A 25520-nucleotide genomic window follows, 5' to 3' on the forward strand; every position below is an offset into this window, starting at 1 on the left:
CCCGCCGGCGCGGGAAGCCGCCGCGGCCGAACAGGCCCTTAGGCAGCGCCGAAGGCCGCGCACAAAGCAGTTGCCAGCGCGGGCTCAAACTCACTATAGTTGTCTATACAACTTGCCGCCCCGCCCCGGAGATGCCCGTGACCCACGCCGACGAAGCCCTGCGCAACGACCCCCGCTATGACGCCACCCGCGTGATCCGCGCGCCCCGCGGCAGCACGCTGAGCTGCAAGAACTGGCTGGCCGAGGCGGCCTACCGCATGATCCAGAACAACCTGGACGCCGAGGTGGCCGAGAACCCCAAGCACCTGGTGGTGTATGGCGGCATCGGCCGCGCCGCGCGCGACTGGGCCTGCTTCGACCAGATCCTGGAATCGCTGCGCAACCTGGAGGAGGACGAGTCGCTGCTCATCCAGTCCGGCAAGCCGGTGGGTGTGTTCAAGACGCATGCCAACGCGCCGCGGGTGCTCATCGCCAACTCCAACCTGGTGCCCAAGTGGGGCAACTGGGAGCACTTCAACGAGCTGGACCGCAAGGGCCTGTTCATGTATGGCCAGATGACGGCCGGCAGCTGGATCTACATCGGCAGCCAGGGCATCGTGCAGGGCACCTTCGAGACCTTCGTGGAAGCCGGCCGCCAGCACTACGGCAACGACTGGTCGGGCCGCTGGATCCTCACCGCCGGCCTGGGCGGCATGGGCGGCGCGCAGCCGCTGGCCGCCACGCTGGCCGGCGCGGTGTCGCTCACGGTGGAATGCCAGCAGAGCAGCATCGACTTCCGGCTGCGTACCAAGTACCTGGACAAGCAGGCGCGCGACATCGACGAGGCGCTGGCGCTGGTGAAGCATCACTGCGAGCGCAAGGAAGCCGTGTCCATCGGCCTGCTGGGCAATGCGGCCGAGGTGCTGCCCGAACTGGTGCGCCGCGCCCGTGCCGGTGGCCCGAAGCCCGACCTGGTGACCGACCAGACCTCGGCGCACGACCTGGTCAACGGCTACCTGCCGCCGGGCTGGACGGTGGCCCGCTGGAAGGCCGCGCAGCACGACGCCGCGCAGCATGCCGAGCTGCAGGCCGCCGCGGCGCAGGGCTGTGCGCAGCATGTGCAGGCCATGCTGGATTTCCAGGCGATGGGCATTCCCACGGTGGACTACGGCAACAACATCCGCCAGGTGGCCTTCGACCAGGGCGTGGCCAACGCCTTCGACTTCCCCGGCTTCGTGCCCGCCTACATCCGGCCGCTGTTCTGCGAAGGCAAGGGCCCCTTCCGCTGGGTGGCGCTGTCGGGCGATCCGGAAGACATCTACAAGACCGACGCCAAGATCAAGGAGCTGTTCCCGAACGAGCGGCTCACCCACCGCTGGCTGGACATGGCGCGGGAGCGCATCAGCTTCCAGGGCCTGCCGGCGCGCATCTGCTGGCTGGGCCTGGGCGAGCGGCACATCGCGGGCCTGGCCTTCAACGAGATGGTCAAGCGCGGCGAACTCAAGGCGCCCATCGTCATCGGCCGCGACCACCTGGACACCGGCTCGGTGGCCAGCCCCAACCGCGAGACCGAGCGCATGAAGGACGGCACCGATGCGGTGAGCGACTGGCCGCTGCTGAACGCGCTGCTGAACACCGCGGGCGGCGCCACCTGGGTGAGCCTGCACCACGGCGGCGGTGTGGGCATGGGCTACTCGCAGCATGCCGGCATGGTGATCGTGGCCGACGGCACCGATGCCGCGGCCGAGCGCCTGGCGCGCGTGCTGGTCAATGATTGCGGCTCGGGCGTGATGCGCCATGCCGATGCCGGCTACGAGGCGGCGGTGGCCTGTGCCAAGCGCTTCGGCCTCAAGCTGCCGATGGTGCGCTGAAGGACCGCACGCCATGCAATGCGACGACCTGTGGCGCGGTGTGCACCTGGCCACCATGGCCGGTGGTGGCGCCGACTATGGCGCCATCCCCGACGGCGCCATCGCGGTGCACCAGGGCCGCATCGCGTGGCTCGGCCGCGAGGCCGAGCTGCCGGCCGACCTGCAGCCGGCGGCCGAGCACGATGGCGGCGGCCGCTGGCTCACGCCCGGCCTCATCGATTGCCACACCCACATCGTGCATGCGGGCAACCGCAGCGACGAGTTCGAGGCACGGCTGAACGGCGTGCCCTATGAGGAGATCGCGCGCCGGGGCGGCGGCATCCTCTCCACCATGCGGGCCACGCGTGCGGCCAGCGAGGCCGAACTGCTGGCGGCCAGCCTGCCGCGGGTGCGCACGCTGCTGGCCGAGGGCGTGACCACGCTGGAAGTGAAATCGGGCTACGGCCTGGACACGCCCAACGAAGCCAAGATGCTGCGGGTGGCCCGCGAGCTGGCGCGGGTGCTGCCGCTGCGGGTGCGCACCACCTTCCTGGGCGCGCATGCCCTGCCGCCGGAATACGCCGGCCGCCCCGACGACTTCATCCGCCTGATGTGCGAGGAGACGCTGCCCGCGCTGGTGGCCGAAGGCCTGGTGGATGCGGTGGATGCCTTCTGCGAGCACATCGGCTTCACGCCCGCGCAAACCCGCCGCATGTTCGAAGCGGCGGCCGCCCACGGCCTGCCGGTGAAGCTGCATGCTGAGCAGCTGAGCGACCAGGGCGGCGCCGCGCTGGTGGCCGGCTTCAAGGGCCTGTCGGCCGATCACCTGGAATGCCTGAGTGCCGAAGGCATCGACGCGATGGCCCGGGCCGGCACGGTGGCGGTGCTGCTGCCCGGCGCCTTCTACTTCCTGCGCGAGACGCGGTTGCCGCCGGTGCAGGCGCTGCGCGAGGCCGGCGTGCCGATGGCCGTGTCCACCGACTGCAACCCCGGCACCTCGCCCATGCCCTCCCTGCTGGCCGCGATGAACATGGCCTGCACCCTGTTCCGGCTGACGCCGCAGGAAGCCCTGGCCGGCGCCACCCGCCATGCTGCCGCCGCGCTCGGCCTGCAGGCCGAGCTGGGCACGCTGCAGACCGGCAAGCGGGCCGACTTCGCCCTGTGGTCCATCGACCGGCCGGCCGACCTGTGCCACGGGCTGGGGCTCAACCCGTGCTGGCAGGTGGTGAACGCGGGCGTGCCGCGCACGCCTACCGGCAGCTGAAGCTCTCCGCCTTCTCCACATCCCCCGCGCCGTCGTAGCGCGCCTGCTGGGGATAGGGGCACAGCGGCCGCGTACGGCCGGGCCAGGGCGTGGCGGCTCCGGCGCGGGCCACGATGCGGTCGGGCGCGGTGCCTTGCTCCACCCATTGCACCAGCGCGGCCAGCGCGTCGTACTGGTCGGTGGCCGGGCCGCCGGAGTTGGCGCAGTGGTTCATGCCCGGCACCAGGTACAGGCGCGCAAAGCCGCGGGTGGCCTCGGCACCGCCCTGGGCGGCCTGCAGCCGTTGGTAGTAGTCGATGGTGTCGTTGGCCGAGAAGATCGGGTCGCCCAGCCCATGCACCAGCAGCATCTTGCCGCCGCGGTTGCGGAAGGCGCCCACGTCGGTGGAGGTGGTGTGGTAGATGGCCGCATAGGCGTCCATGCGCGCCGGGTCGGTGTCGAAGTTGAAGGCCATGTAGTCGAACGTGGGGTCCGGCGGCGTGAAGAACTCGTAGCGCATGGCATCGGCCGCGATCAGCGTGGCATTGCGCGCATTGGGCACGGCGGTGGTGGAGGTGCCCAGCCGCCAGTTGCGCCAGTCGGGGCCGGCGATGCCCGCGTCCCACGGCCAGCTGGCATACAGCGGCTGGCCGGCGCTGTTGCGCGGGCCGCCGAAGTCCTTCTTCAGCGCGCCCACCTGCTCGGCCGACAGGCAATCGGCCGCCTTGGCGCCAGTGCATTGCAGCACCGCCGGATCGAAGCCGCAGGCCGACGGATTGGCATGCACCATGCCGTCGACCGCGCCGTCCAGTGCGTCGCACCGCTGCACCACCGCATCGGCCACCAGCTTCAGGTCGGCGTTGCTGTAGGCCTGGCTGAGGATGCGCGCGCCGCCCGCATCCACCGGCGCGATGGCGGTGTGGGTGATGACGTTCCACACCGAGGCCACGCTGGCCTCGCGCGCCACCTTCATCGCCGGTGCGGTGGCGGCGATGCCATCGAAGTGCTGCGGAAAGCGCTGCGGGAACAGCATGGCCTGGCGGCCGCCGCCCGAGCAGCCGACGAAATAGGAGCGATCGGGTCCGCGGCCGTAGGCCCGCTGGATCAGGTCCTTGGCGGTGACGGTCACCACGTCGTAGCTGTTGTAGGCATGGTCGATGCGCGCCTGCGGATCGAGGCCGAAGCGGGCATTGCCGCCCTGGTGGCCGGCGTCGGTGCTCACCACCGCGAAGCCCTGGCCCAGCGCGCTGGTGTTCAGGCCCGCCACCGCGCCCAGCGCATTGGCCACGAAGCCGTCGTTGCCGCCGCCGCCCTGGAACATGAAGCGACCGTTCCAGCTGCGAGGCAGCCGCAGCTCGAAGCCGATGGCGTAGGGCTGGCCATCGGCCCCGGTGCGCTCGTTCATGCGGCCGCGCAGCACGCAGTGGGCGGGCAGGGTGTTGCCGGCCACCACGGTGCCCGCTTCCACCGTGGCGGCGGTCAGCGTCATGCCGGCCGTGGCCAGGCCGGTGAGGGTGGCGCAGTCGCCTGCCAGCGCCGTCTCGGCGGGCGGCGCCGGGGCGGGGGCAGGGGTGGGCGGCGCGGAGGAGTCGTCGTCGCTGCCGCAGGCGGCCAGCGTGATGAGCGCGCAGGCGGCCGCCAGCGCGCCCAGGCCCTGCAGGCCGGTGCGTGTCGTCATGTCTTGTCTCCTGGGTTCTTGTGGGTGTGCCGTCAGTCGGCCTTGAAGCCGGTGGCCTTGACCACCGCGGCCCAGCGGGCGGCCTCGGCGCGGGTCATGCGCTCGGCGTCGGCGCGCGAAGTGCCCAGCACGCTGAAGCCAGCGTCCTGCAGCTTCTGGCGCACCTCGGGCGTCTGCACCGCGGCCACGATCTGGCGGTTCAGTGCATCCAGCGCGGCGGGCGGCGTGCCGGCCGGCGCAAACACCGCGAACCAGGCCGAGAAGTCCACCTTGGGCCAGCCGGCCTCGGCGAAGGTGGGCACCTCGGGCAGCTGCGGCAAGCGGGTACCGGCGGTGGTGGCCAGCGCCCGCAGCTTGCCGCCCTTGACCTGCGGCACCGCCAGCGCGGTGGTGACGAAGGCGGCCTGCACGTCACCGGCCACCAGGGCGGTGATGGCGTCGCCGGTGGCGCGGTAGTGCACCGGCTCGATGCGGAAGCCGGCCTGCTCGGCCAGCACCTCGGCGCCGAAGTGGCCCGGCGTGCCGGCGCCGAAGGTGGCGAAGTTCACCCGGTCGGCGCCGGCGCGCGCGGCCTCGATGAAGGCCTTCACGTCGGCCGCCTTGGCGCTGGCCGGCACCACCAGCACGAAGTCCGAGCGCACCACCTCGCTCACCGCCACCAGCTCCCTGGCCGGGTCGTACGGCAGCTTGCTGTAGGCCGCCGGGGCGATGGCGATGGAGCCCACCTCGCCCAGCAGCAGGCCGTAGCCGTCGGGCGGGCTCTTGGCGGTCATCTGCGCCGCGATCTGGCCGCCGGCGCCGGGGCGGTTGTCCACCACCACCGGCTGCTTGAGCAGCGCTTCCAGCCGCTGGCCCAGCGTGCGGGCCACCACGTCGGGGCCGGTGCCGGGCGGGAAGCCCACGGCCAGCTTGAGCGGCCGGTCGGGAAAGGTCTGCGCTGCGGCGGGCAGGGCGGCGGCCAGCATCAGCGCGGCGGCAAGCAGGGTTCGGCGGTGCATCGGCTGTCTCCGGGTTTCGGTGTTTCGCCGCAGTGTGCGAGCCGGGTCCCGGGCCGGCTGTCAGCCGAAAGGTCTACAGCAGCGGCGCCCCGGTGGCCGGTGCCGCATCGGGCACGAAGAGGGCGAACAGCTCGTTCTTGAAGTGGATGTCCAGCCGCTCGAAGGCCCGGGCGCGATAGGTCTTGACGGTGGCCAGGCTCAGGCCGATGTCGGCGGCGATGCCGTCGTAGGTCATGCCCTGCAGCAGGCGTTCCAGCACGTCCAGCTCGCGCGGGGTGAGGGCGGGGCAGCGCTGCAGCAGCGTCTCCCGGCTGCCCAGCGGCGCGGGCGGGGCCTGCTGCGCCCAGTCCACATGCCGGGCCACCGCGGCCAGCAGCGGCTCGGCCAGCAGCGCGAAGCGCTCCACCTCGGCATCGCTGAAGCGGCCCTGCGGCTGGTGGCGGTACAGGTTGACGGCCAGCAGCGAGCCGTCGGCTTCGGTGCGCGCCACCGACAGCCGCTCCAGCATGCCGTGGCGCAGGTAGATCGCATCGCGGTGATCGGCGCTGGGTGCCTCGTCGGCATGCATGCGCAGCATCACCGAAGACCCGCGCGCCTGGCGGCCGCGGGCGGCCTCGAAGCTGCAGTCGCGCCGGTACAGGCCGCTGTCGCGGTAGATGGCAAAGCAGCTGGCGGTGGTGTCGGCCACGCCCTGGCTGGCCGACAGGTGCATGGCGGGCGGCCGGTCGGGCCACACCCGGTACACCGCCCAGGAACCGGCCTGCAGCGCGCCGTTGACGGCCCGCAGCGCCTGCTGCGCGAAGCCCGCGCGGCCCACCGCCTCGATCACCGCGGCCAGCGCGGCCAGTGCCGCCTGCGCGCAGGGTGCGCCCGCGGGCGCCAGGGTCCAGGCCTGCATCGTCGGTCTCCTACGCCACTGCCGGTCGAGCAGCGTAGGCGCCGGTGCGCCGCCGCGCCTGGTGGTTTACCCGCCGGGCGTGCGCTATGCGCCCTGGCGGTCAGCCCGCCAGGCGCCCCGGCGCCTGCACGGGCGCGGGCGGATCCGCCACGTAGTGCGGCGACACCATCGCCACGCCGGCTTCGCTGAACACGTCCTGGATGTTGGCCAGCAGCTGGTTCATCGCCTCGGCGCGGCGACGCGGCGCGCTGCGGTCGGCTTGCGCGCACAGGCGGTATTCGACGTAGAAGTCCGACAGCGCGGTCTGCACCACGTAGGGCGCCGGCTCGGCGGCCACGCCGGGTGTGCGGCGGGCGGCCTCCAGCAGCATCTGGTGCACCTGCCGCCAGGGCGTGCCGTAACCCACGGTGATGGCGGTGTGCAGCACGAAGCGGCCGTCGGCCACCAGGCGCGAGAAGTTGCGCACCGGCTGGCTGGCGATGGCGGTGTTGGGCAGGCTCACCTCCTCGCCCAGGCCGGTGTGCAGCCGGGTGCTGAACAGGCCGATGTGGGCCACCGTGCCTTCCACGCCGCCGATGGTCACGTACTCGCCCAGCCGCAGCGCGCGCGAGTACATCAGGCTCAGCCCCGACATCGCCTGGCCCACCGCGCCCGAGGCGCCCAGCGACAGCATCAGCCCGGCCAGCACCGTCACGCCCTTGAGCGATTCGCTCTCGGCGCCGGGCAGGTAGGGGTAGGCGATGGCCAGCGCGAACAGCCACACCACGAAGTTGCCCAGCCGCCGCGTGGGGCCGGCGGTGTCCCTGTCCAGCCAGGCCAGCTGCAGCTCGCCGTCTTCCACCCGCCGCAGCAGCTGGCCCAGCAGGCGGGTGAGGCCCCAGGCCAGCGCGAAGATCAGCGCGGCGGTCAGCAGCCCCGGCACTGCGCGGGCGATGCCCAGCGCGAACTGCTGCAGCAGCTCCAGCAACCACAGCGTGGCGCGTTCGCCCCAGGGCCGGGTGTAGGCGAACTGGCGCAGCACGAAGCCCGCCCACAGCTCCGCCAGCAGCGCCAGGCCGGTCCAGGTGAGCAGCTGCGCCGCCAGCCGCACGCCGGCATGGGCATGGCGGCCATAGGTGCCCACCAGGCTGGCGCCAGGGTGGCGGCGCTGCCAGCGCGCCAGCGCCGCGTCCAGCCGGCGCACCAGCCGCCGCCGCAGCCGCAGCACGCCCCAGGCCAGCAGCCAGGCCGCCACCGTGGCTGCCACGGCCGTGGCCGCGCCGATGGCCAGGCGGCGCGGGTCCGATCGTTCGCGGGCCTCCAGCACCGCCTGCTGCAGCCGGTGCTCGGCCTGCCGCGCCGCCGCTTCCAGCAGCAGGCCGCCCCGCGGGCCACCCACATCGGCAGGCAGCAGGTAGAACACCGTCTGCCCGTCCACCTGGAAGCGCACTGCGTCGCCGGCCATGCTGCGGCTCACCTGGCCGGGGCCCGGCTGCGCCAGTACCAGCGCCAGGGCCTGGTGCGCCAGGTCCGCACGTTGCTGCGGCGTGTCGTCCAGCAGCCGGGCGCGCAGGTCGGCGATGCGGCGGTGGTTGAGCAGGACGCTCGCCGGCGGGTCGGCGGCCGCCGTCGTCGCTGCCGGCTCGGCCGGCGCGGCGGGTGTTCCACCGGCCTGCGCCCTGGCCGGTCCGCCGGCCAGCAGCATGCAGCCCAGCAGGACGCAGCCACCCAGCAGGCGGGCCCGCCGACCCCGCCATGCCCTGATCCACTGCCTTGCCCCTGCCCGGGCCGTACTGCAACGGGCGGGCGCTGTCGGTGTGCGCATCGGCCTCGCTCCTCATCGAATTTGTAACCATGTTACCCAGCGCGCGCGCAAGGGCCGCCGTCTCCCTAGCCCTTGGGAGGCAGCTTGTCGCCCTGCGGAACACACTGGCTCCACACCGCTTGCCGGAGGAACACCATGCCGTCGCCTCTGCTTCGCCGGGCCGGGCCGGCCTGCGCCGTGCTGTCCTGCATCCTGCTGTTGACCGCCTGCGCCGCCAGCGGCCCGGGCCAGCCGCAAGCCTCCGCGCCCCGGCCCGCGGGCGGTGCGCCCGGCGCGCTGCAGGCCACCGCGGATTTCTACTGGCCCTATGCGGCGCTGGCCGCCGAGGTGTACGGCGCCGGCGACCGGCCCGACAACTACACGATGCTGGCCTTCGACTCGCCGTCCCTGCGGCAGGAGGTGCGTGAGCTGGGCCATGCGCCGGCCATCGAGCGCGTGCGCCAGCTGGACCAGCCCGCGGTGCAGAACGACTATGCCGCGCGCTATGCCAGCCTGTGTGGCGCCGAAGCCGAGGCCCGCGCGCGCGATGCCGGCCGGCTGGTGCAGTGGCAGCAGCACTGCATGCTGCTGGACGACCGTGCCGCCGAAAGCCTGCGCAAGGCCGCACTGCGGCAGGTGGAGGCCAACGTGTACCAGGACGCGACGCCCGCCGACGCCAGCGACTGCCGCTACCTGGACCATGAGCCCAAGGTGCCGGTGGCCGAGGCCATCGCCGAATTCCGCTGGACCCGGCTGCCCGAGTTCCATGCCGAGGCGCCGGCCCGCGGCTGGTCGCTCTTCGTGCCCGACCTGGCCATCGACGTGTGGCGCCGCCCGCGCGCCGCGCCCGATGGCGGCCGCACGCTGGAATATGCGCTGGTGTTCCGCGGCACCGTGGGCGGTGGCGGCTGGGTGTCCAACGTGCGCGGCGTCACCTCGTTCACGCCCTTCGTTTGGGACCAGTACCGCCAGGCCGACCGGGCCGGTCGCACCATCATCCGGCGCGTGCAGCGCCTGCATGCGCTGAGCGACCTGGTGCATGAACGGGCCACGCCCACGCGGCTGCTGTTCACCACGGTGGGCCACTCGCTGGGCGCCGGCCTGGCCAGCTACGTGCACGTGCTCAATCCCGAGGTCACGCGCACCGTGGGCTTCAATCCCTCGCCGGTGGACGGCGGCTCCATGGTGCAGGTGGGCGATGCCTACAACCCCAGGCGGCCTTCGCGCGCGGTGGTGAACCAGCAGATCGCCGACGGCGTGCGCGTGGCGGATGCCGAGGGCGCGCCGGCCCCGGCCGCGATCTTCCACCTGTACGAGGAAGGCGAGGTGCTCAGCCGCTTCAGTGCCTGCAGCTCGGGCCCGATGTGGGGCAGCGAAGGCGGCCCGATGACCCATTGCGACAGCGTGAACCTCAGTCGCGGCAGCTGGATCCGCCAGCACAACATGGCGCAGATGGCCTGCAAGCTGGCCCTGGCCCGCCGCGGTGCCACCGCGCTGGTGGACTGAAGCCATGTCACGCCACCCCATCCTGACGCTGCTGGCGCTGAGGCTGCCGATGGCCCTGCTGGTGCTGCTGGCCACGGCCTGCCAGCAGCCCCCCGAAGCTGCGCCGCAGGCGCCCGACCTGCCCATGGCCAACCCCTACGGCCTGTTCACCGAGGCCGAGCTGCCCGGTGCGCTGCAGGCCACCATCGAGCCCTTCTGGCAGGCCCGGGTGCGCACCGGCCAGGTGGCCGGCAAGGGCGGCCTGATGCTGGCCTATGCGGCCGCGGAGCCGGCGGCGCCGCGGGCCAGCGTGGTCATCGTCAATGGCCGCACCGAGTCGCTGCTGAAGTACAAGGAGGTGTTCCACGACCTGTGGCGCCAGGGCTATGCGGTGTATGCGCTGGACCACCGCGGGCAGGGCCTGTCGCCCCGGCTGCTGCCGCAGCAGCCGCACAAGGGCCATGTGGCCAGCTTCGACGACTATGTCGACGACCTGGCCGCATTCGTCGATGGCGTGGTGCGCCCGCGCTCGGCGGGCCGGCCGCTGCTGATGCTGGCGCATTCGATGGGCGGCGGCATCGGCACGCTGTACCTGGAGCGGCACCCCGGCGTGTTCAGGGCGGCGGCGCTGTCGTCGCCGATGCATGCGCCCAATGCCAAGGTGGTGGCCAGCGCCACCGCGGGCTGCCTGTGGTTCAAGGCCACCGGCGGCCTGTGCCCCACCTGCTATGCGGGCCTGCTGGACAAGGGCTTCGAGCCCACGCCGTTCGATGCGCAGCGCAACGAGCTCACGCATTCGGCCGTGCGCCATGCCATCGTGCAGCAGGCCATTGCCGATGCACCGCAGACCGCGCTGGGCGGGCCCACGCGCGGCTGGGCCGCGGCGGCCTGCCGCGCGTCGGACGAGCTGATCGCCCAGGCCGGCCGCATCGATGCCCGGCTGCTGGTGCTGCAGGCCGGGGCCGACACCGCGGTGACGCCGGAAGGCCAGGCCGCCTTCTGCGCCGCGCTGGCCCCGCAGGTGCGGCCCAGCCCCTGCCCGCTGCGGCTGGAAGGCGCGCGGCACGAGCTGCTGGTGGAGAGCGACCGCCACCGCCTTCCGGCGATGACGGCCATCCTCGACTTCTTCGCGCGGCCGTAGCCGCGGCGGCTCAGGCCTTCTTCAGCGCCTGCCCGGCGATGGGCAGCTTGCGCACCCGCTGGCCGGTGGCGGCGAACACCGCATTGGCCAATGCCGGGGCCAGCGCGGAGGTGCCGGGCTCGCCGATGCCGCCCGGGTCTTCCGAGCTGTTGACGATGTGCACCTCGATGGAGGGCGACTCGTTCATGCGCAGCATGCGGTAGTCGTGGAAGTTGCTCTGCTGCGCGCGGCCCTTGGCGAAGGTGATCTCGTTCCACAGCGCCGCGGTGATGCCGAAGTTCACGCCGCTCTCGATCTGCGCATGCACCGTGTCCGGGTTCACCACCTGGCCGCAGTCCAGCGCGCACACCACCCGCAGCACCTGCACCTGGCCCTCGGCATCCACCGCCACCTCGGCCACCTGGGCCATGTAGCTGCCGAAGGCGAACTGCACCGAGATGCCGCGGCCCACGCGCTTGCCCTCGATCGGCTTCATCGGCGTGCCCCAGCCCGCCTTCTGCGCGGCCAGCTCCAGCACCCGCCGCTCCCGCGGCGCATCGGCCAGCAGGCCGCGGCGGTATTCGAAGGGGTCGGCACCGGCGGCGGCGGCCAGCTCGTCGATGAAGCTCTCCACCACGAAGATGTTGTGCGTGGGGCCCACGCCGCGCCAGAAGGCGGTGGGCACCGGCGGTTCATGCCGCACGTAGTCCACCATCACGTTCGGGATCTTGTAGGGCATGTCCTTGGCGCCCTCCACCGCGTCCGGGTCCACGCCGTCCTTCACCGCCGGCGGCGCAAAGCGCGCCATGATGGACGAGCCGGTGACGCGATGGGTCCAGGCCACCGGCCGGCCCTGCGCATCCAGCGCGGCGGCCAGGCGGTCGTAGTAGTAGGGCCGGTACATGTCGTGCTGGATGTCCTCCTCGCGCGTCCACACGAACTTGATCGGCGTGCCCGGCCTGGCCTTCCTGGCGAAGGCCACCGCCTGCACCACCGAGTCCACTTCCAGCCGGCGCCCGAAGCCGCCGCCCAGCAGGTGGTTGTGGATGCGCACCTTGTCCAGCGGCAGTCCGGTGAGCTTGGCCACCGCGCCCTGGGCGATGGTGGGCACCTGGGTGCCCACGTAGATGTCGCAGCCGTCGGCCTTGAGCACCACGGTGCAGTTCATCGGCTCCATCGTGGCATGGGCCAGGAAGGGCATCTCGTACACCGCCTCCACCTTGCGCACGCCGGCCGCGGACAGGGCCTGGGCGGCATTGCCGTCATTGCGGGCCATCGCGCCGGGCTTGGCGGCGGCGGCCTGCATGCTGGCCACCAGGGCGGCGTTGTCGAAGCTGGCGTTGGGGCCGTCGTTCCAGGTGGGCTCCAGCGCGGCCAGGCCCTGTCGGACGGCCCACATGTGGTCGCCCACCACGGCCACCGCGTTGTCGATCTTCAGCACCTGGCGCACGCCCTTGACGGCCAGCGCCTTCTTGTCGCTGCTGCCCTTGAGCTTGCCGCCCACCACCGGCGATGCGGCCACCGTGGCCACCAGCATGCCGGGCAGGCGCACGTCGATGCCGAACACCGACTTGCCGTTGACCTTGTCGGCCGAATCCAGTCGCTTGACCGGGGTGCCGATCAGCTTGAAGTCCTTGGGTGCCTTCAGCACCACCTGGGCCGGCGCCGGCCGGCGGGCGGCCTCGTCCACCAGCTGGCCGTAGTGCAGGCTGCGGCCGCTGGCCGCATGGCTGACCACGCCGCCGGCCACGCTGCAGTCGGCCGCGGGCACGCCCCAGCGCTGGGCGGCGGTGTCCACCAGCACCATGCGCGCCATGGCGCCGGCCTGGCGCAGCGGCGTCCAGGCGCCGCGCACCGAGGTGGAGCCGCCGGTCACCTGGCCGCCCAGCAGCGGGTCGCCGTAGCGTTCGTTGTCGGGCGGGGCGTGTTCCAGCTTCACCTTGGCCAGGTCCACCTCCAGTTCCTCGGCCAGCAGCATCGGCATCGAGGTGTAGGTGCCCTGGCCCATCTCCACCTTGTGCATCACCAGGGTGACGATGCCTTCGCGGTCGATGCGGATGAAGGCATTGCGGGCCAGCGCGCCGGCCTCGCCGGTGGCCTTCTCGGCGGCCTGGCCGACGGCGGTCTCCGACGGCTTTTCCTTGCGGTCGGGCTGTGCGCGCAGCGGCAGCGCGAAGCTCACCACCAGGCCGCCACCGGCCGCGGCGCCCAGCTTGAGGAAGCTGCGGCGGGGCAGGGTGGTGTCGATGTCTTGCGTGGGCATCTGCATGGTCAGGCTCCCTTGCGCGAGGCGGCCAGCTTGATGGCGGCGCGGATGCGGTTGTAGGTGCCGCAGCGGCACACATTGCCGCTCATCGCGGCATCAATGTCGGCATCGCTGGGGTTGGGGTTGCTGCGCAGCAGGGAGGTGGCCTGCATCACCTGGCCCGACTGGCAGTAGCCGCACTGCACCACGTCCAGTTCGCGCCAGGCGGCCTGCACCCGGCGGCCCACCGGGTCCTGCTCCATCGCCTCGATGGTGACCACGCGCTTGCCGTTGGCCGCGGCCACCGGCGTGACGCAGGAGCGCACGGCCTCGCCGTCGATGTGCACGGTGCAGGCACCGCACATGGCGATGCCGCAGCCGAACTTGGTGCCGGTGAGGCCGGCGACGTCGCGCACGGCCCAGAGCAGAGGCATGTCGTCGGTGACGTCCAGTGCGCGCTGCTGGCCGTTAATGTCGAGTGTGGGCATGGAGGTTCTCGGATCGTCGATGGGTTGCGAAGGGGCTGGCGGGTCCGCAGCGGGCATGGCGCGTGCCAAAGGCGCTGCGTCTGCCACCTTGTCAGCATCATGCCTCGTCGATTACCCACGCTTGCGCTGCGCACCGCATCCCCCGAAGGACATACGGATTTCAGTGGCCAGGAGTGGCTGGTGACCAACGGCCTGGGCGGATATGCCTCGGGCCCGGTGGCGGGTGCCGCCACCCGGCGCTACCACGGCTGGTTCGTGCCCAACCTGAGCGAGCCGCGCGGGCGCCATGTGCTGCTGCCCCGGCTGGACGACAGCGTGGTGAGCGACGAGGGCGCCTGGCAGCTGGGCGCGCACCTGGCGCAGTTCCGGCTGGAAGGCACGCTGCCGGTGTGGCGCTTCGAGCTGCCCGGCCGCGTGATCGAGCGCCGCGTGGTGATGCCGCATGGCCGCCATGCGGTGGTGGTGCGCTGGCAGCTGGTGGAAGGCGCGCCCTGCCGGCTGCTGCTGCGCCCCTTCATCGCCGCACGCCGCCAGGACGCGGCGCTGCAGCCCGATGAACTGCCGGCCTGGCAGGCCCGCACCGTGGCCGGCGGCGGCCTGCAGGTGGCGCTGGGCTGCGGCGGTGCCGACCTGCAGCTGCAGCCGCTGGCGCCCGGCGCCGCCTTCACCGCCGATCCGCTGATCGACCGCCACTGCCACTTCAGCATGGAGGCCGAGCGCGGCTACGACCACACCGAGCACCAGCACAGCCCCGGCCACTGGACGCTGCAGCTGGCCGCGGGCCAGGCGGTGGCGCTGCAGGCCACGATGGCGGGCGATGCACCGCTGGCCGAGCCGCAGGCGCTGCTGCAGGCCGAGCGCGACCGCCAGCTGCTGCTGCTGGCCACCGCCGGCCTGGCCGAGCAGGAGGAGGACATCGAGGCCCGCCTGGTGCTGGCTGCCGATGCCTTCATCGTGCAGCCCGGCAGCCGCGCCGAGGAGGCCGACGGCAGCTTCCGCTCGGTGATGGCCGGCTACCACTGGTTCAACGACTGGGGCCGCGACACCATGATCTCGCTGGAGGGCCTGACGCTGTGCACCGGCCGCCATGCCGAGGCGCGGGCCATCCTGCACACCTTCGCCGGCTACATCCGCGACGGGCTGCTGCCCAACCTCTTCCCTGAAGGCGGGCGGCAGGCGCTGTACCACACGGTGGATGCCACGCTGTGGTTCTTTCATGCGCTGGACCGCTACACCCTGCGCAGCGGCGACGACACCCTGGTGCCCGAGCTGTTCCCGGCACTGCGCGAGGTGATCCGCCACCATGTCCGGGGCACCCACTACGGCATCGGCATGGACCCGCAGGACGGCCTGCTGCGCGCCGCGGCCGACGGCTACCAGCTCACCTGGATGGACGCCAAGATGGACGGCTGGGTGGTGACGCCGCGGCGCGGCAAGCCGGTGGAGATCCAGGCGCTGTGGTTCAACGCGCTGCGCCTGATGGCCGCCTGGGCGCAGCGCTTCGAGCAGCCCGACGACGGCTTCGACGACCTGGCCGACCGCACCGGCACCAGCTTCAACCGCCGCTTCTGGTCGGCCCCGCATGGCCACCTGCTGGACGTGGTGGACGGCCCCGATCCTGCGGCGCCCGACGATGCCAGCCTGCGGCCCAACCAGGTGTTCAGCCTGTCGCTCACCTACCCGGTGCTGGAACGGCGCCACTGGCCGGCGGTGCTGCAGGCGGTGCGGGCCGAGCTGCTGACGCCCATGGGCCTGCGCACCCTGGGCCCGCGCGAGCCGGCCTACCGGCCGCACTACCAGGGCGACCTGCGATCGCGCGACGGCGCCTACCACCAGGGCACCGTGTGGCCCTGGCTGCTGGGGCATTTCGTCGATGGCTGGCTGCGCGCGCATGGCGACGTGCCGGCGGCCCGCGGCTTCCTCGATGCGCTCCCGGCCCACCTGCGACAGGCCGGCATCGGCCAGGTGAGCGAGGTGTTCGATGCCCAGGCGCCGCACCACCCGGGCGGCTGCATCGCCCAGGCCTGGAGCGTGGCCGAGCTGCTGCGCGCCTGGCAGGCCACCCGGCCGACAGCCTGTCTAGACAACCTGCCCGAGGAGGAAGCCGACCATGGCTGAGCACTGGTACAAGAACGCGCTGCTGTACTGCCTGGACGTGAAGACCTTTGCCGACGGCAATGGCGATGGCATCGGCGACTTCCAGGGCCTGACGGCCAAGCTGCAGTACCTGGCCGGCCTGAACGTGGACTGCGTGTGGCTGCAGCCCTTCCATCCCTCGCCGATGCGCGACAACGGCTATGACATCACCGACTACTACGCCGTGGACCCTCGGCTGGGCACGCTGGGCGACTTCGTCGAGTTCACCCGCTGCGCCCGCAACAAGGGCATCCGCGTGATGATCGACCTGGTGGTCAACCACACCTCCATCGACCACCCGTGGTTCCAGGCCGCGCGCAGCGATGCCAACTCGCCCTACCGGGACTTCTACGTGTGGTCGGACACCAAGCCCGAGGACGCGGCCGAGGGCACGGTGTTTCCCGGCGAGCAGGTGACCACCTGGACCTGGGACCCCGAGGCCAAGGCCTTCTACTTCCACCGCTTCTACGGCCACCAGGCCGAGCTGAACATCAGCAACCCCGCGGTGCGGCGCGAGATCGAGAAGATCACCGGCTTCTGGCTGCAGATGGGCGTCACGGGTTTCCGCATCGATGCGCTGCCCTTCCTGCTGGAGCTGAAGAACCTGCCCACCGAAGGCCGCATCGATCCGCACGACTACCTGCGCGAGCTGCGCCAGCATGTGCAGACGCTGGCCGGCGACGTCTGCCTGATGGCCGAGGCCAACCTGCCGCCGGAGGAGGTGCCCGACTACTTCGGCGATGGCGACAAGATCCACATGTCGTTCAACTTCTGGCTCAACCAGCACATGTTCCTGGCCTTTGCGCGCGAGCAGGCCACGCCGGTGCGTGAAGCCTGGGAGCAGCTGCCGCCGCTGCCGGCCTGGTGCCAGTGGAACAACTTCCTGCGCAGCCATGACGAGCTGGACCTGGGCCGGCTGACCGATGCGCAGCGCGCCGAGGTGTTCAAGGCCTTCGGGCCCGATGCCGACATGCAGCTCTACGGCCGCGGCCTGCGCCGCCGGCTGGCGCCGATGCTGGGCAACGACCGCCGGCGGCTGGAAATGGCGCACAGCCTGATGCTCACGCTGCCCGGCACGCCGGTGCTGCGCTATGGCGACGAGATCGGCATGGGCGACGACCTGGGCCTGCCCGACCGCTGGAGCGTGCGCACGCCGATGCAGTGGAACGACCTGCCCAACGGCGGCTTCTCGTCGGCGCCGGCGGACCAGCTCTCGCTGCCCGTCATCGCCGACGGTGAATTCGGCTACCCCACCCTCAACGTGGAGCGCCAGCGACAGGACCCCAACTCCTTGCTGAACTGGCTGGAGCGCATGACCCGCCGGCGCAAAGAGTGCGTCACCTTCGGCATGGGCGACTGCAGCTTCATCGACACCGGCCGCGACGAGCTGCTGGCCCACCGCTGCGACGACGGCCGCACCACCGTGTTCGCGGTGCACAACTTCAGCCGCAAGCGCATCCGCTACAGCCTGCCCGTGGCCGCGCCGGAAGAAGGCCGACCGCCCGCGCAGCTGGAAGACGTGCTGGCCGGCCGTCGCTTCGCAGTGCAGGCCGATGGCCACTACACCATCGACCTTGAGCCCTTCGGCTATCGCTGGCTGCTGCGCACCCAGCAGGACTGAGGCCGCTGCCTCAGATGTCCACCGGCTTCTGCAGCGCGCTCAGCGGCAGCATGCCCTGGTCGCCGTCCTCGTACACCAGCACCACCGCCATGGGCAGCGCGCCCCAGCAGGCGCGGTAGGACTTGCCGTCCACCGTGGCGCGGGCCTGGCGGAAATAGAGCCGGGCCTCGGGCTCGATGCGCTCGAGCACGGCGGCATCGGTGCAGGCGGTGTCGGTGAGCCGGATGGCATTGGTGCCCTGGTAGGCCACCAGGTCGTTGGTCTGTGCCGCGGAACCCGCGCTGGCCAGGCATGCCGCAGCCAGCAAGACAGTGATTCGAACCATCATCGACCTCCGACCGCGGCGCCCTGCCACGTTGGCTCCATTGCAAACGCTGGCGGGTTCGCGTGGTGTAGGACAGCCGGCAGCCCGCGGGCCGACGGCGCCGCCTGCGCACGTGCGTGCGGATGAAGCGGCTGCCCATGCGCTGCCTACACTCGCGCACCCCCCGTTCCCCACGCCGCATGCAAGCCCTGCTCGACACCATCGCCACCCTGCCGCGCCCCAGCGAAGCCGGCCGCCTGTTCCATGGCCGCGGCGGCCTGCATCCCGGCTGCGAGCAGTGGACGCTGGACGCCTATCCGCCGGTCTGGCTGCTCACCAGCTTCGCCCCGGCCACGGATGAGCAACTGCAGGCCGTGGGCGATGCGCTGGCCGCACGCTGGCAGCAGGTGGCCCCGGGCGAGCCGCTGAACTGGGTGTTCCAGCAGCGCGACGAGACCCGCGCCAGCAACCGGCTGATGGCCGGCAGCGTGCCCGAGGAGCATGTGGTGCAGGAGGACGGCGCCCGCTTCCTGGTGCACCTGCTGCGCGGCCAGAACCACGGCTTGTTCCTCGACATGGCCGAGGGCCGTCGCTGGGTGCGGCGGTGGGCGGCGGGGCGGCCCGGCGGCCGGGTGCTGAACCTGTTCGCCTACACCTGCGCCTTCTCGGTGGCGGCCTTGCAGGCTGGCGCCGGCTCGGTGAGCAACATCGACATGGCCGGCGGCGCCCTGGCCATCGGCCAGCGCAACCACCGGCTCAACGGGCTGGGCTCGGGCGCGGGCTTCCTGCCGCATGACGTGTTTGCCTCCTGGGGCCGGCTGCGCCGCGGCGGGCCCTATGACCTGATCGTGGCCGATCCGCCCAGCCACCAGAAGGGCAGCTTCATGGCCCCCAAGGACTACCCGCGGCTGGTGCGCCGCCTGCCCGAGCTGCTGGCGCCGGGCGGCCAGGCGCTGCTGTGCCTGAACACGCCCAAGCTGGGCAGCCAGTTCCTGCACGAGGTAGTGCAGGCGGAGGCACCGGAACTGCGTTTCGTCGAGCGGGTGGCCCATCCGGCGGCGTTCGGCGACGTGTCGGCCGAACGGGCATTGAAGGTCATGGCCTGGCAGGCGGCATGACGGCGGCCACCGGCGGCGGATGGCGTTCGGCGAACTGGCCGTTCCAGTAGGGATAGGCGGGGTAGGGCGGCGTGGTGGCGCTGGCCGCATCCAGCAGCGCCATGTGCCCGGCGTCCAGCTGCCAGCCCAGTGCACCCAGGTTCTGCCGCAGCTGCGCCTCGTCGCGCGCGCCGATCAGCACGCAGGCCACGCTGGGCCGCTGCAGCAGCCAGTTGATCGCGATCTGCGGCAGCGTGCGGCCGGTGTCGGCGGCCACCTGGTCCATTGCGTCGATCACGCGGTACAGCCGCTCGTCGTCCACCGGCGGGGCGAAGGCGGCCGTCTGGTGCAGGCGGCTGCCGGCGAAGGCCAGGGCTGGCCGCGGCGCAGCCGGCCGGTGAGGCGGCCCCAGCCCAGCGGGCTCCACACGATGGCGCCCACGCCCTGGTCCAGCGCCAGCGGCATCAGCTCATGCTCGTAGTCGCGGCCGATCAGGGAGTAATAGGCCTGGTGGGCCACGTAGCGCTCCAGCCCCAGGCGGTCTGCCGCGGCCAGCGACTTCATCAGCTGCCAGGCCGGGAAGTTGGAGGCGCCGATGTAGCGCACCTTGCCGGCGCGCACCAGGTCGTCCAGCGTGCGCAGCACCTGTTCCACCGGCGTCATCGCGTCCACCGCATGCAGCTGCAGCAGGTCGATGTGGTCGGTGCCCAGGCGGGCCAGCGCCGCATGCACGCCTTCGATCAGGTGGTGGCGCGAGCTGCCCACGTCGTTGGGCCCCGGCCCGCTGCGCAGCGCCAGCTTGGTGGAGACGATGGCCTGGTGCCGCCGGCCCTTGAGCGCCTGGCCCAGGATGGTTTCGGAGGCGCCATCGGAGTACACGTCGGCGGTGTCGAACAGGTGGACGCCGGCCTCCAGGCAGATGTCGACGATGCGGCGCGCGGCCGCTGCGTCGGTGCGGCCCCAGGCGCTGAACAGCGGGCCCTGGCCACCGAAGGTGCCGGCGCCAAAGCCCAGGGCCGGCACGTGAAAGCCGGAGCGGCCGAGAGGGCGGTGTTCCATGCGATGCCTTTGCGTTGGATGCGATGCAGCCACTGTGCCGGCGATGGATACCGTTGACTAGAATGCCGCCCTTCCACGCAGCTGTGCGTTGAAGTCACAAGCCCACGCACCACCGCCATGCCCCGCATCGAGGTCAACCGCTCCGGCGAGATGGAAGTGTTCGTGCAGGTGTTCGAGCGCGGCGGCTTCTCCGCCGCTGCCCGCGGGATGGGCATGACGCCTTCGGCCGTAAGCAAGCTCGTCAGCCGGCTGGAGGCGCGGCTGGGCGTGCAACTGGTGCACCGGTCCACGCGCAAGCTGCAGCTAACGCCCGAGGGCCAGCAGTTCTACGAGCGCAGCGTGCGGGTGCTGGCCGACATCGACGAGGCCGAGCGCAGCGCCACCGCCGATGCCGCGCCGCGCGGGCGGGTGAGCATCAACACCAGCGTGGCGGTGGGCATGCAGGTGCTGGTGCCGCTGGTGCCCGATTTCATGCGGGAGCATCCGCAGGTGCAGCTGGACATCGTGCTCACAGACCGCGTGGTGGACCTGATGGACGAGCGGGCCGACATCGCCATCCGCTGGGGGCCGCTGCCCTCGTCCGACCTGGTGGCCCGCAAGCTGGGCGAGACGCGGCTGGTCATCGTGGGCTCGCCCGACTACCTGGCGCGCCAGGGCATGCCGCGCAAGCCGCAGGACCTGTTGAAGCACCAGCGGCTGGACTTCAGCTACCGCCGCCGCGTGCCCGACTGGCCGCTGCGCGTGGGTGGCCAGGTGGTGGAGGTGCCGGTGCAGGGCAACGTGCGCGCCGGCGACGGCGAGACGCTGCGCCAGCTGGCGGTGGCCGGCGCCGGCCTGGTCAGGCTGTCGCGCTACCAGGTGCAGGCCGACATCGACGCCGGTCGGCTGCTGCCGGTGCTGGAGAAGCACAACCCCGGCGACAGCGCCCCGCTGCATGCGGTCTACCTCGGCAAGGCCGGCCGCTTGCCATCGCGGGTGCGGGTGGTGCTGGATTTCCTGCAGGCGCGGATGGCGGCCGATCCGCGTTTCGGCCTGGCCGCCTGAGTTCACCCGCTGCGCGGCCGGCCTGCCGTGCCCTCAGGCATCCGTCCCCGGCTGCCCCTCGCGCGCAAAGTACTTCCCGGCGCCGGCCATCTTCAGGTACTTGGCCATGGCCTTGCGGTCCGACAGCGGCAGCACCGCCTCGTCGCTGCCGATGCCGGCGGCCTGGGCCAGTCGCTGGCCGGCGGCGTCCAGGCCGATGGCCTTCAGGTGGCGCCAGGCGTCGCGCAGGAAGTCCAGCGCGGCGGGGTGGCCCAGCAGCGGCTCGATGCCTTGCTGGCCGCCCACCACGATCACCGCGCCGAACAGGCAGGACGGCGATGCGGCCAGCGCGCCATCAGGCTTGAGCAGCGTGCCGTCGGCCAGGCTCACGCCTTCGATCTTCTCGGCAATGATGGACACGCGGGCCCGTGCCTTTTCCAGCGCCTGCTTGGCGGTGCTCACCAGCTCGGGGTCGGCGCCCTCGGCCACCAGCATCGCGAGGTGGCGGCCCTTCAAGGTACCGGCGCGGCTGGCCACCTGGCTCAGCGCGGGGGAGGGCGGCAGGTCCTGCGGCGGGCGGGCCGGGGTGGCGCGCGAGATGGCCGCGGGCTGCACCCCCAGCTTGTCGGCCACGCCCTGGGCCAGCGTCTCGTCCACCAGCACCAGGTGCGACAGCACGCGGTCGCGGATGGCACCCGTCTCCACCTTGCCCAGCTCGAAGCCCAGCGCATTGATCATGTGGTTCTGCTCGGTGGCCGTCATCGAGCGGAAGAACAGCCGCGCCTGCGAATAGTGGTCGGCGAAGCTCTCCGGGCGCAGCCGCTGCTTCGGTCCGGTCTCGGCCAGGGCCAGGCTGTTGAAGCCCCGCTCCGGCGATTCACGCGGGCCGCCGGCGCCCAGCGAATTGGGCTCGTAGGCCACGCGGCCGGTGGGCACCCGCATCTGCATCTGGCCGTCGCGCTGGAAGTTGGCAAAGGCATTGCGCGGCTGGTTGATCGGCAGCTGGTGGAAGTTGGGCGTGCCCAGGCGCGAGAGCTGGGTGTCCAGGTACGAATGGAGCCGGCCCTGCAGCAGCGGGTCGTTGCTGAAGTCCAGGCCCGGCACCAGGTGGCTGGGGCAGAAGGCCACCTGCTCGGTCTCGGCGAAGAAGTTGGCCGGGTTGCGGTCCAGCACCATGCGGCCCACCACCTCGATCGGCACGATCTCCTCCGGAATCACCTTGGTGGAGTCCAGCACGTCGAAGGGCAGGCTGTCCGCGGTGGCCTGGTCGAACACCTGCAGGCCCAGCTCCCAGGTCGGGAAGTCGCCACGCTCGATGGCTTCCCAGAGGTCGCGGCGGTGGTAGTCGGTGTCCGCACCGGCGATCTTCACCGCCTCGTCCCAGGTGGTGGATTCCACGCCCAGGCCGGCGCGCCAGTGGAACTTGACGAAGCGCCATTCGCCCGCCGCGTTCACCAGCCGGAAGGTGTGCACGCCGAAGCCGTCGATCATGCGCAGCGAGCGCGGGATGGTGCGGTCGCTCATCGCCCACATGATCATGTGCATGCTCTCGGGCATCAGCGAGACGAAATCCCAGAAGGTGTCGTGCGCCGAAGCCGCCTGCGGGAAGCCGCGGTCCGGCTCCATCTTCACCGCATGGATCAGGTCGGGGAACTTGATCGCGTCCTGGATGAAGAAGACCGGGATGTTGTTGCCCACCAGGTCGAAGTTGCCTTCGTCGGTGTAGAACTTGACCGCGAAGCCACGCACGTCGCGCGGCGTGTCCACCGAGCCGGCACCGCCGGCCACGGTGGAAAAGCGGGTGAACACCGGCGTGCGCTTCTTCGGCTTGGCGAGGAAGCTGGCCCGGGTCCATTCGCTGCAGTCGCGCAGGCATTCGAAGTAGCCATGCGCTGCCGAGCCGCGCGCATGCACGATGCGCTCGGGGATGCGCTCATGGTCGAAGTGGGTGATCTTCTCGCGCAGCAGGAAGTCTTCCAGCAGCGTGGGGCCACGCTGGCCACCGTGCAGCGAGTTCTGGTTGTCCGCAATCGCCAGGCCCTGGTTGCTGGTGAGCACCGCCTGCCCGGCCGCGGCCGTCTGGTGGGTCTCACCCCCTGGCCCACCTCGGGTCGGGTGGGCGAGGCGCCGGTGCCGCTGCGGCGGCGGGCAGGCGTGGGGGTGGCGGGCATCGCGGGCTTGCGGGTGGCCATGGGCTGTCCTTCTGGAATGCGTGAAAAACCGCGCCGCCGGCGCGTGCGCACCGGCGGCGGGGGGCTGTCTGGGCATTCCGCAGGCTAGACGCCAGGCGGCGCTCACCCTGTGGGTGAGCCGCTTCGCGCGCTGTAGGACAACGCGACGAAACGTAAGCGGATCAGGCGGTACGGAACCTCGTCAGCAGCTCGACCAGCCTCTGCGCCTGCTGCCGCAGCGACTCGGTGGCTGCGGTGGCTTCTTCCACCATCGCGGCGTTCTGCTGGGTGGAGCGGTCCATCTCGGCCACGGTCTGGTTCACCTGCGCGATGCCGCTGGCCTGCTCGGCCGTGGCACGCGAGATGTCGTCCACCGTGCCGGCCACGCGCTCGATGGCGCCGACGATGCGGCCCATGGTCTGGCCCGCCGCCTGCACTTTCACTGCGCCCGCTTCGATCTGCTCGACCGACGAGCCGATCAGCGTGCGGATCTCGCGCGCCGCCTCGGCGCTGCGCTGGGCCAGCGTGCGCACCTCGCTGGCCACGACGCTGAAGCCGCGGCCCTGCTCGCCGGCGCGTGCCGCCTCCACCGCCGCGTTCAACGCGAGGATGTTGGTCTGGAACGCGATGCCGTCGATGGTGCCGATGATCTCGCCGATCTTCTTGGCCTGGGCGTTGATGGCGTCCATGGTGGTGATCACGTCGGCCACCATCTGGCCGCCTTCGCGGGCCACGGTGGAGGCGTCGTGCGCCATGGTGTTGGCCTCGCGGGCGTTGTCCGCACTGCTGCGGATGGTGGCGGCCAGCTGCTCGATGGAAGCCGCCGTCTGCTGCAGCGCCGCCGCGGTGTTCTCGGTGCGGCCCGAGAGGTCGCTGTTGCCGGTGGCGATCTCGCCCGAGGCGGTGCTGATCTCGTCGGCCGTGCGGCGGATGTCCACCACGATGCCGCTGAGGCCGCGTGACACCTCGCCCAGTGCCGACAGCACGCGGCCGGTGGCATCGGTCGAGGCGGCCTGCTCGGTGCGCGTCAGGTCGCCCTGCGCCAGCAGGCCGGCCAGCTGCGCCGCCTGGCCCAGCGGCTGGCTGATGGCCCGCACGAACATGGCGGACATGCCCGCGGCCAGCACGATGGCCACCAGGGTGGTGGCCACGATCACCATGCTGTTGCGCGCGGCGCTGGCCGAGGCGGCGGCCACGCTCTGCGCGGTGGCTTCCTGCTCGCGGGCGATGTACTGCTTGAGCTGCTGCTGGCTGGCCTTGAACTGGTTGTCCAGGGTCACCACGAAACTGGCCGCGGTGGCCACGCCGGCGGTCTTGATGTCCAGCGTGTCGCGCGCGCTCTTCGCATAGGCCACGTAGCCCTGGGCGATGGGGCCCAGCAGCGCGCGGTCTTCCTCCGACAGCGCGGCATCCGCCGCCGAGGCCTGCACCGCCGTCTCGAAGTCCTTCAGCTGCACCACGATGGCATCGTCCAGCTGCTTGATCAGCTCGGCCCGCTGGCCGATGGCCTCCCAGGTCAGGCTCTGGTAGATCTGCTGGTGCAGGAAGGTGAGCTGCTGCGCGAAGTCCTCGGCCTTGACGATGCGGGCCACGCCCTCGCCACCGATGTCCTGCAGCTCCTGGGTCAGCGAGCGGTTGGCCAGCCAGCCAACCGCAGCCACCACCACCAGGCACAGGATGGCGAAAGCGGGTGCCAGCGACACTTTCACGCCGATCGAGGCGTTGCGAAAGAACTGCGTCATGGAGTCAACCCCGGGTTGAGGAAGGAGGGCAGGTCTTCAGCGGTAGATGCCGACGCCGACGAATCCTTCGCCATTGGGTTGCTTGCGGGCGTAGGTGGACTTGCCCATCATCTTCTTGGAGATGGGGTCCGGCCAGTCGTAGTCGTACCAGCCGCCGCCCTTGGCGGCCATGTCGATCAGGCCGGTGACCACGGGCTTGCCATTGCCGTCCTTCACCGCGGACATGTCCTTGCCCAGCAGCTTCTCGTTGCCGCCATGGGCCAGCACCACGGCCTTGCTGTCGTAGACCATGACGTACAGGTCCTTCTTCGTCCACGCGGCCTTGTCGGTGGTGAAGTCGGCGTAGGCCTTCTGCGCGCCCACCTTCTTGATGTGCTCGAAAGCAGCGTCGGCCATCGCCTTGGCCTCATCCTTGGTGCCGCGGTCCTCGGCGGCGGTGGCGGGCAGGGCAAGGCAGGCGGCCATCAGCATGGCGGCGGCAATACGAGAGGTGTTCTGCATGTCGACGGTACTTCCACAAGGGGCTGAAGAAAGCGGCCGAAGCCGCAGGAGCCCCTGCTATCGGGTGGCTGCTGCCGATACTTGAGGGCGGAGCAACCC

18 protein-coding genes and 1 pseudogene are annotated in these 25520 nt (G+C 71.6%); 8 read left to right on the top strand and 11 right to left on the bottom strand.

The genetic code is table 11. The features are described from left to right. The first annotated feature begins 137 nt into the window (after positions 1-137). The gene (hutU, locus tag LRS14_RS18875) at positions 138-1850 is read left to right on the top strand and encodes a urocanate hydratase (protein WP_257800641.1); all 1713 of its coding nucleotides are present in this window, start codon (positions 138-140) and stop codon (positions 1848-1850) included. A 13-nt stretch (positions 1851-1863) separates the two neighbouring features. After that, positions 1864-3093, top strand: coding sequence for an imidazolonepropionase (gene hutI, locus LRS14_RS18880; protein ID WP_257800642.1), 1230 nt, complete (start codon positions 1864-1866; stop codon positions 3091-3093). Here the strand turns inward: hutI and LRS14_RS18885 are convergent. The 4 genes from LRS14_RS18885 to LRS14_RS18900 all read right to left on the bottom strand — a co-directional run bounded on the left by LRS14_RS18885 (position 3080) and on the right by LRS14_RS18900 (position 8330). Beyond that, the gene (locus LRS14_RS18885; protein ID WP_257800643.1) at positions 3080-4750 is read right to left on the bottom strand and encodes a tannase/feruloyl esterase family alpha/beta hydrolase; all 1671 of its coding nucleotides are present in this window, start codon (positions 4748-4750) and stop codon (positions 3080-3082) included. The genes hutI and LRS14_RS18885 overlap by 14 nt on opposite strands. Before the next feature lie 32 nt (positions 4751-4782). Beyond that, positions 4783-5748 carry a tripartite tricarboxylate transporter substrate binding protein gene (locus tag LRS14_RS18890; protein WP_257800644.1) on the bottom strand — a complete coding sequence of 322 codons (966 nt, stop codon included), beginning with the start codon at positions 5746-5748 and terminating at the stop codon, positions 4783-4785. A 73-nt stretch (positions 5749-5821) separates the two neighbouring features. Further along, positions 5822-6646, bottom strand: coding sequence for a LuxR C-terminal-related transcriptional regulator (locus tag LRS14_RS18895; protein ID WP_257800645.1), 825 nt, complete (start codon positions 6644-6646; stop codon positions 5822-5824). Positions 6647-6746: 100 nt separating this feature from the next. Then, positions 6747-8330 carry a mechanosensitive ion channel family protein gene (locus LRS14_RS18900; protein ID WP_257800646.1) on the bottom strand — a complete coding sequence of 528 codons (1584 nt, stop codon included), beginning with the start codon at positions 8328-8330 and terminating at the stop codon, positions 6747-6749. A gap of 255 nt (positions 8331-8585) precedes the next feature. On the opposite strand from LRS14_RS18900, the gene LRS14_RS18905 reads away from it, so the two are divergent. Then, complete coding sequence (locus LRS14_RS18905; protein WP_046112023.1) at positions 8586-9935, top strand: hypothetical protein; 1350 nt, start codon at positions 8586-8588, stop codon at positions 9933-9935. A 4-nt stretch (positions 9936-9939) separates the two neighbouring features. Continuing rightward, on the top strand, positions 9940-11055 hold the full coding sequence (locus tag LRS14_RS18910) for an alpha/beta fold hydrolase (protein ID WP_257800647.1): 1116 nt from the start codon (positions 9940-9942) through the stop codon (positions 11053-11055). A gap of 10 nt (positions 11056-11065) precedes the next feature. Here the strand turns inward: LRS14_RS18910 and LRS14_RS18915 are convergent, their stop codons facing one another. After that, on the bottom strand, positions 11066-13303 hold the full coding sequence (locus LRS14_RS18915) for a xanthine dehydrogenase family protein molybdopterin-binding subunit (RefSeq protein WP_257800648.1): 2238 nt from the start codon (positions 13301-13303) through the stop codon (positions 11066-11068). Positions 13304-13305: 2 nt separating this feature from the next. Then, positions 13306-13767, bottom strand: a complete 462-nt coding sequence (locus tag LRS14_RS18920) for a (2Fe-2S)-binding protein (RefSeq protein ID WP_257800649.1) — start codon at positions 13765-13767, stop codon at positions 13306-13308. A 180-nt stretch (positions 13768-13947) separates the two neighbouring features. Between LRS14_RS18920 and LRS14_RS18925 the strand changes: the two genes are divergently transcribed. Beyond that, positions 13948-15885, top strand: a complete 1938-nt coding sequence (locus LRS14_RS18925) for an amylo-alpha-1,6-glucosidase (protein ID WP_257800650.1) — start codon at positions 13948-13950, stop codon at positions 15883-15885. Next, entirely contained in the window at positions 15878-17524 is a 1647-nt protein-coding gene (locus LRS14_RS18930; protein ID WP_257800651.1) for an alpha-amylase family protein, read from the top strand. The genes LRS14_RS18925 and LRS14_RS18930 overlap by 8 nt, the downstream gene beginning before the upstream one ends. Before the next feature lie 10 nt (positions 17525-17534). Here LRS14_RS18930 and LRS14_RS18935 read toward each other — a convergent pair whose 3' ends face one another. Continuing rightward, positions 17535-17831 (bottom strand): hypothetical protein, encoded by a 297-nt coding sequence (locus LRS14_RS18935; protein WP_257800652.1) that lies wholly within the window; start codon positions 17829-17831, stop codon positions 17535-17537. Positions 17832-18028: 197 nt separating this feature from the next. On the opposite strand from LRS14_RS18935, the gene LRS14_RS18940 reads away from it, so the two are divergent. Beyond that, positions 18029-18946 (top strand): class I SAM-dependent methyltransferase, encoded by a 918-nt coding sequence (locus tag LRS14_RS18940; protein ID WP_257800653.1) that lies wholly within the window; start codon positions 18029-18031, stop codon positions 18944-18946. Here LRS14_RS18940 and LRS14_RS18945 read toward each other — a convergent pair. After that, positions 18924-19984, bottom strand: a pseudogene (locus tag LRS14_RS18945) (aldo/keto reductase). The gene LRS14_RS18940 and the pseudogene LRS14_RS18945 overlap by 23 nt on opposite strands. Before the next feature lie 117 nt (positions 19985-20101). On the opposite strand from LRS14_RS18945, the gene LRS14_RS18950 reads away from it, so the two are divergent. Next, positions 20102-21028 carry a LysR family transcriptional regulator gene (locus tag LRS14_RS18950; RefSeq protein ID WP_257800654.1) on the top strand — a complete coding sequence of 309 codons (927 nt, stop codon included), beginning with the start codon at positions 20102-20104 and terminating at the stop codon, positions 21026-21028. A 33-nt stretch (positions 21029-21061) separates the two neighbouring features. On the opposite strand, the gene LRS14_RS18955 is transcribed toward LRS14_RS18950, so the two are convergent. From LRS14_RS18955 to LRS14_RS18965, 3 genes are all read right to left on the bottom strand, one after another. Beyond that, positions 21062-23065 (bottom strand): catalase, encoded by a 2004-nt coding sequence (locus tag LRS14_RS18955; protein ID WP_257800655.1) that lies wholly within the window; start codon positions 23063-23065, stop codon positions 21062-21064. A gap of 295 nt (positions 23066-23360) precedes the next feature. Next, positions 23361-24920: a methyl-accepting chemotaxis protein gene (locus LRS14_RS18960; protein ID WP_046112015.1), complete on the bottom strand. Its 1560-nt coding sequence runs from the start codon at positions 24918-24920 to the stop codon at positions 23361-23363. A 36-nt stretch (positions 24921-24956) separates the two neighbouring features. Continuing rightward, on the bottom strand, positions 24957-25421 hold the full coding sequence (locus LRS14_RS18965; protein WP_046112014.1) for a cache domain-containing protein: 465 nt from the start codon (positions 25419-25421) through the stop codon (positions 24957-24959). Positions 25422-25520 lie beyond the last annotated feature (99 nt).

It is taken from the genome of Aquincola sp. J276 (genome assembly GCF_024700035.1).
Classification (GTDB): Bacteria; Pseudomonadota; Gammaproteobacteria; order Burkholderiales; family Burkholderiaceae_C; genus Aquincola; species Aquincola tertiaricarbonis.